At 47.4% G+C, this 6,375-nt stretch carries 5 protein-coding genes; 2 read left to right on the top strand and 3 right to left on the bottom strand.

Features of this window, described 5'->3' with window-relative positions; genetic code table 11:
* From ACWVCM_RS16115 to ACWVCM_RS16105, 3 genes are all read right to left on the bottom strand, one after another.
* On the bottom strand, nucleotides 1–545 hold a 545-nt coding region (locus tag ACWVCM_RS16115), incomplete at its 3' end, for a DUF3501 family protein (protein WP_455202793.1).
* Between the two features lie 35 nt (nucleotides 546–580).
* Nucleotides 581–1,945, bottom strand: coding sequence for a heterodisulfide reductase-related iron-sulfur binding cluster (locus ACWVCM_RS16110; RefSeq protein WP_455202792.1), 1,365 nt, complete (start codon nucleotides 1,943–1,945; stop codon nucleotides 581–583).
* A gap of 78 nt (nucleotides 1,946–2,023) precedes the next feature.
* Nucleotides 2,024–2,440 (bottom strand): rubrerythrin family protein, encoded by a 417-nt coding sequence (locus ACWVCM_RS16105; protein WP_455202791.1) that lies wholly within the window; start codon nucleotides 2,438–2,440, stop codon nucleotides 2,024–2,026.
* A gap of 361 nt (nucleotides 2,441–2,801) precedes the next feature.
* Between ACWVCM_RS16105 and ACWVCM_RS16100 the strand changes: the two genes are divergently transcribed.
* Together ACWVCM_RS16100 and ACWVCM_RS16095 are read left to right on the top strand one after the other, a co-directional pair.
* Nucleotides 2,802–3,662, top strand: coding sequence for a (Fe-S)-binding protein (locus tag ACWVCM_RS16100; protein WP_455202790.1), 861 nt, complete (start codon nucleotides 2,802–2,804; stop codon nucleotides 3,660–3,662).
* Nucleotides 3,663–3,681: 19 nt separating this feature from the next.
* The coding region (locus ACWVCM_RS16095) for a 2-oxoacid:acceptor oxidoreductase family protein (protein WP_455202789.1) at nucleotides 3,682–6,375 on the top strand (2,694 nt) is incomplete at its 3' end.

The raw sequence follows: 6,375 nt of genomic DNA, 5'->3' as shown, positions 1-6,375 counted from the left end.
TCAACGCCGTCAACTTTATATCGATAATTAACATGATCGATACCCATGGAAATTTTCGAACCCTCCCGGGCAGCCGCAATCATCGCATCTGAAAGCTCAAAGCGCATAAAATGCACTGACGAAGTTTTGTCCTGAGTCGCGCGCTCCAGGTCTTCATCGGCAATTGCAAATACCTGCTCAAAGCCTTCCACTTGTACCCAGACACGATCTTCGATGCCTACCATTTTTTGCAACGCGACTTTGCGCTCCTCTGGATCACCATACTCAATCATGAAAGTGGCTTTCCAGTTAGTACCATCTGGAATCAGGGGGTTGTATGCTGACAGCTCTTCCTCAATACCTTCAGCTTCGAAAATGCGTTCGATACGCAGCATTTCCTGCACCTGGTATTGCATCGTCAGCAAGTCCTCGAAGTACAGGGTGGCATGCGGACCTATATGAACCTGGCGATTCTTTTTGTGCTCCATCACTTTCTTACGGAAATCCTTGCGAATGTTGCTGTATTCTTCCAGGCTATAAAGTGTATCTTTGCTTAACTTTTGCATTCGATCAAACCTCCTGATAACCAAAGTGTATGACATTAAATGCCGTAGGCTATTCTCAACATACTAAAAGGGTGGGTGGTTGGTTTGGACGGCGCATCAGACTGCTCCAGTCCATTTTCAATTTGATGCCCTGCCATTGGGCAATCACTCCCATAATAATCAGCGTTGGCCTGCTTCACTTTATTCACCACCGGCCGGCAGATTTTCATGGATATTTTGTGATATTCACTTTTTACGGCGTAGGTTCCATCGTGCCCGGAACAACGTTCCACAATTTCAACTTCAGTTTCCGGGATCAGTTTCAATAACTGGCTGGTCTTGCTACCGATATTTTGCACGCGCTGGTGACAGGCCGCATGGTAAACCACCTTACCCAGTGGTTTTTTGAAATCTGTTTTCAGCTTGTCATGGGCATGCCGAATCATTAAGTACTCAAACGGATCATAGATCGCATTCTGTACTTTCTTTAACTGCTCATCGTCAGGAAACATCAAGGGTAATTCCTGTTTGAACATCAGCACACAAGATGGGATGGGCGCAACGATATCCCAACCTTCATCAACCAGCCTGGCCAGTACCGCTACATTGGCTTCCTTCGCCCTGGCAACGGCTTCCAGGTCACCCAGCTCCAGTTTAGGCATGCCACAGCACTGTTCTTTCTCTGCCAGACGAACCTGAATATCATTGTGCTGCAATATGGCAACTAAATCCTCGCCCACATTGGGTTCGTTACGATTTCCGTAACAGGTGGTGAACAAGGCAACCTTGCCGGTGGTTGCTCCGGCTGCTTCAGGTTGAATCTTCGTGTTATCAATTCTGCTTAATCGCTTGCGTAATGTATTACTATGGTACTCGGGCAACTTGGCATCAGGATGCACACCCAGAGTTTTATCCATTAAATTGCGTGCAGCTTTGTTCTTGTTCGCTGCGTTGACCATATTGACTACGATAGGGATACCCGCCAATGAACCGACTTTATCCGTACTGGTAAGAATTTTATCGCGGGTTTTGACCTGGTCATTTTTGTGTTTGAACTTGAACGCTTTCGCCTGCAACATCAAGTGTGGGAAGTCCAGATCCCATTCATGGGGTGGCACGTAGGGACACTTGGTCATGAAACATAAATCACAAAGGTAACATTCATCGACCACTTTCCAGTAGTCTTCTTTCTTAACACCATCCACTTCCATGGTGTCGGACTCATCGACCAGATCAAAGAGTACCGGAAAAGAATTACACAAACTCACACAACGTCGACAACCGTGGCAGGCATCAAATACCCGTTCCATTTCCTTGAACAGGGCTTCTTCGTTATAGTAGTCCGGATTTTTCCAATCAATGGTATGCCTGGTTGGCGCTTCCAGACTGCCTTCGCGGGGTTGCTTCGTCGGTGTATCCATGATTGTTATCCTTCTTTTTAATTGATGCCGGGAGCTATAACTATAAATAGTTATAGCTCCCGGCAAATCGATCACTCATTAGCTGATTTCGTCGAGTGCTTTCTGGAAGCGATTAGCATGAGAACGCTCAGCTTTAGCCAGCGTCTCAAACCAGTCAGCGATTTCTTCAAAACCTTCGTCGCGTGCTGCTTTTGCCATACCCGGATACATATCAGTGTATTCATGGGTTTCACCTGCGATTGACGCTTTCAGGTTGTCCTGAGTACCACCGATGGGCAAACCGGTTGCCGGATCACCGGACTCTTCCAGATACTCCAGGTGACCATGAGCATGGCCTGTTTCACCTTCTGCCGTTGAACGGAAGACAGTTGCTACATCGTTGTAACCTTCAACATCCGCCTTGGCTGCGAAATACAGGTAACGACGATTCGCCTGTGATTCGCCAGCAAAAGCGTCTTTCAAATTTTGTTCAGTTTTACTGCCTTTCAGTTCCATAATGTTGCCTCCGCTTTTTTGTTCAAATAATAACTAGACCAATATGTCAGGGTTAAGTTTGGAGCCGCTACTGCGATATATCCAATCGATTATACAAATCTATTTAATAGCTTTTATCTATGTAACTAGTTATTTGCTCAGGTTGTACAAACTGGCAGCATCCAATCATGAAGATTAGTTGACCATGATGGTCAAATATTTGATTTTCGGTAATCTTTGCAAATTCAGATAACATTATTATGGTTTTTCTGAAACTTGCATTGATTAGCGTCTATAAGGTTTCGGTTTACATGACACCCATCAAATACAACTTCACGATTTCATATTATTTTTTATTCAACTCCATACCGTGAACGGCTTTATGCTCACTGCAATCGGGACAATGGGCAGTTTGATGCTGATTCTGGCGACCTTGTTGATTGTTGCCAGTAAAAAACTTGCCGTTGATGAAGATCCTCGCACGGATATTGTCGAGGACATGTTACCCGGAGCCAATTGTGGCGCGTGCGGATATATCGGTTGCCGGCAATTTGCGGAAGCACTCATCAGCCAGGAAGCCTTGCCCGGTTTATGCACGGTGTCCTCCGATAGCGAACGGGAACAGGTTGCCAGTTTTTTAAATGTCGATGTCGGAGAAGTTAACCAGCAAGTGGTAAGGCTGGCATGCGCGGGGGCAACGAATGTTGCCCGCCAACGTGCTCATTACAGCGGCATGGAAAGTTGTCAGGCAGCGGCGCAAGTTGCTGGCGGCAGTAAAACCTGTCGCTGGGGATGCCTGGGATTCGGTGACTGCGAAAAAATCTGCGATTTTGATGCAATCACCATGAACGAGCACTCATTACCCGTGGTGATAGAAGCCGAATGTACCGCCTGTGGTGATTGTATTGATGTTTGCCCAAAAGATTTATTTAGCCTGCACCCCGTTAATCATCGGTTGTGGGTTGCATGCAAGAACCTGGAATTTGGCAACGACATCCTGGAGTACTGTGAGGTTGCTTGCACTGCTTGTGGTAAATGTGCCGTGGATGCCAAAGGTGACTTGATTGTAATGGAAAACAATTTGGCGGTTGTCGATTACACACTGGACCATCGAACCCGCGAACCCATCGAGCGCTGCCCTACTGGCGCCATTTTCTGGTTGGAGGCTGATGGCAAAATTATCAAAGGCCGCGAATCTGTCAAAATTAATCGACAACGCGATTTAGCACCACAGCAAACATAAAAACTATCGGGCCAATGTTATGTTAAAGAAATTTAACCACTCGGATAAATCCATGTCGGAACCTGCCAAGACCAATTCAAAAGCCCAGTTCCCGGGTGTGCGCGCGGCAATGGATGGTAACACCGCCGCCATCATGTGCGAACGCGAGTCCAGTGACGCGGCTGGCGCCTACCCCATTACACCGTCCACGCAAATGGGCGAATACTGGGCGGAAGCCGCTGCCAGTGGTCATCTTAATATTTCCAACAAGCCGTTAGTGTTTATCGAACCCGAAGGTGAACATGCCGCCGCTGCGGTTACTGCAGGCATGGCGATGACAGGATTACGCTCGGCCAATTTTTCTTCCGGCCAGGGCGTCGCCTATATGCACGAATCCTTGTATGCCGCCGTGGGCAAACGCCTGACTTACGTGCTCAATATAGGTGCGCGCGCTATCACCAAAGCTACATTGAATGTGCATGCGGGACACGATGATTATCACTGCATTGACGATACCGGTTTCTTTCAGTTTTTTGCCAAGAACGCACAACACGTGGCTGACCTGAATATCATTGCCCATTACATCGCTGAACATGCGTTAAATCCCGGGGTTGTCGCGCAAGATGGCTTTTTAACGACGCACCTGATCGAATCGATGCTGGTACCGGAACGAGAATTAATTGCGCAATACCTGGGAAGACCTGATGACATTATTGATACACCCACACCGGCGCAACGTATTATTTATGGCGACACCCGGCGGCGCATCCCTGAGCTCTGGGATGTGGATAATCCCGCCATGGCCGGCGTGGTACAAAATCAGGACAGTTACATGCAAAGTGTCATCGCTCAACGACCATTTTTCTTCGATCATATCCAGGAAATTACCCAGGAAGCCTTTGACAAGTTTTATGAACTCACCGGCCGGCGTTATAACCGGGTGATGACTTATCGTTGTGATGACGCGGACTATCTGATTGTTGGCCAGGGCAGCATGATTCCCAGCGCCGAAGTGGTCGCCGATTATTTACGCGACAAACGTAAAATAAAAGTGGGTGTGGTTGACCTGACCATGTTCCGCCCCTTCCCGGCTGATTTAATCAGCAAAATATTAAAAGGCAAGAAAGGTGTCACCGTACTGGAACGCCTGGATCAACCACTGGCTTCCGATTTACCATTGATGCGGGAAATTCGCGGCACTGTTAGCAAGTGTGTAGAAAATGGTTACGCCGATGGCGCCAAGCCCTACCCTGATCTGGCCAGTTACAAAAAACCGGATCATATACCGAAACTTTATTCCGGTTCATTCGGCCTGGGTAGCCGTGACTTGCAGGCCGAAGGTTTTGTAGGCGCCATTGAAAACATGTTGCCCAAGGGTAAACACCGTAAACAGTTTTACCTGGGTGTGGACTTTATTCACGATAAACCTTTCACACCGAAACAGGAAATTTATCAGCAGACCCTGCAAAAGGCATATCCTGATATCGCTGACCTGGCGGTACATGGTAGTGAAAACCCTAACCTCATGCCCGATAATAGTATCACTGTGCGTATGCATTCCGTGGGTGGTTGGGGTGCCATTACCACGGGCAAGAACCTGGCCATGACCCTGTTTGACCTGCTGGGTTATCACATCAAGGCCAATCCGAAATACGGTTCGGAAAAGAAAGGACAACCCACTACTTATTATTTATCTGCCGCACCAGAACCCATTCGCATGAACTGCGAATACTATTATGTTGATGTAGTTATTTCTCCAGATCCCAATGTGTTTAATCACACTAATGCATTGGCTGGACTAAAAGACAATGGCGTACTGATTATCCAAAGCGAATTCACCAAGCCAGAAGATATGTGGAATACCATTCCTGCAAATTATCAAAAGATCATTATCGAGAAACATATTAAAGTTGCTTACGTTGATGCGTTTAAAATTGCGCGCGAAGAAGCCACCGACCCGGATCTGCAACTGCGTATGCAGGGTACTGCCTTCCAGGGTGCATTCTTTGCTGCATCCAATGTCAAGGAACAGAAATCGTTAACCGATGAAGCATTGTTAAAAGCCATTGAGGACCAGTTACAACACAAGTTTGGTTACAAGGGAAAGCGAGTCGTGGAAGAAAACCTGCGCGTGGTTAAACGCGGTTTTGATGAAATCCATATCCTGCCGAAAATGCAGCCCAGTGATGAAAAAGCCCTGGGTGTTGCAGTCACTACTGAACCTTCAATGCCGGTCATGCTGAAGCGTATTCCACAAAGCAAATCGGCCAGCTCGGACATTCACCGCTTCTGGGAACAAACTGGTAACTTTTATTTACGCGGTAAGGGTGGTGACAACCTGGCAGACCCATTCATGAGCATGAGCCTGATGCCGGCAGTATCTGCCGTTTTTCGTGACATGACCACCATTCGCTTTGAACATCCGAAGTGGATTCCGGAAAACTGTACCGCCTGCGGAGATTGTTATGCCGCCTGCCCCGATACAGCGATACCTGGGCTGGTCAATGAAATTTCACAGGTACTTGATACTATCGTAGCACGGATAAAACGCGCCGGGCACGAGCTTAAGCATCTTCCCAAAGCAGTACGGGTTTTGGAAAAACACTTGCGTGGCCTTTGCAATGAAGCAGAAGAAAAGCAATCGGTCGACGATCTGTTTGATAGCGCTATTGAAACCGTCATTTCCGAAACAGGTGATCAGGACAAAGAAGCACTGAGCGCAGAGTTTGAACTG

The sequence above is a fragment of the Kaarinaea lacus genome, assembly GCF_975902315.1.
This window is presented reverse-complemented; position numbering and strand designations above follow the sequence as displayed.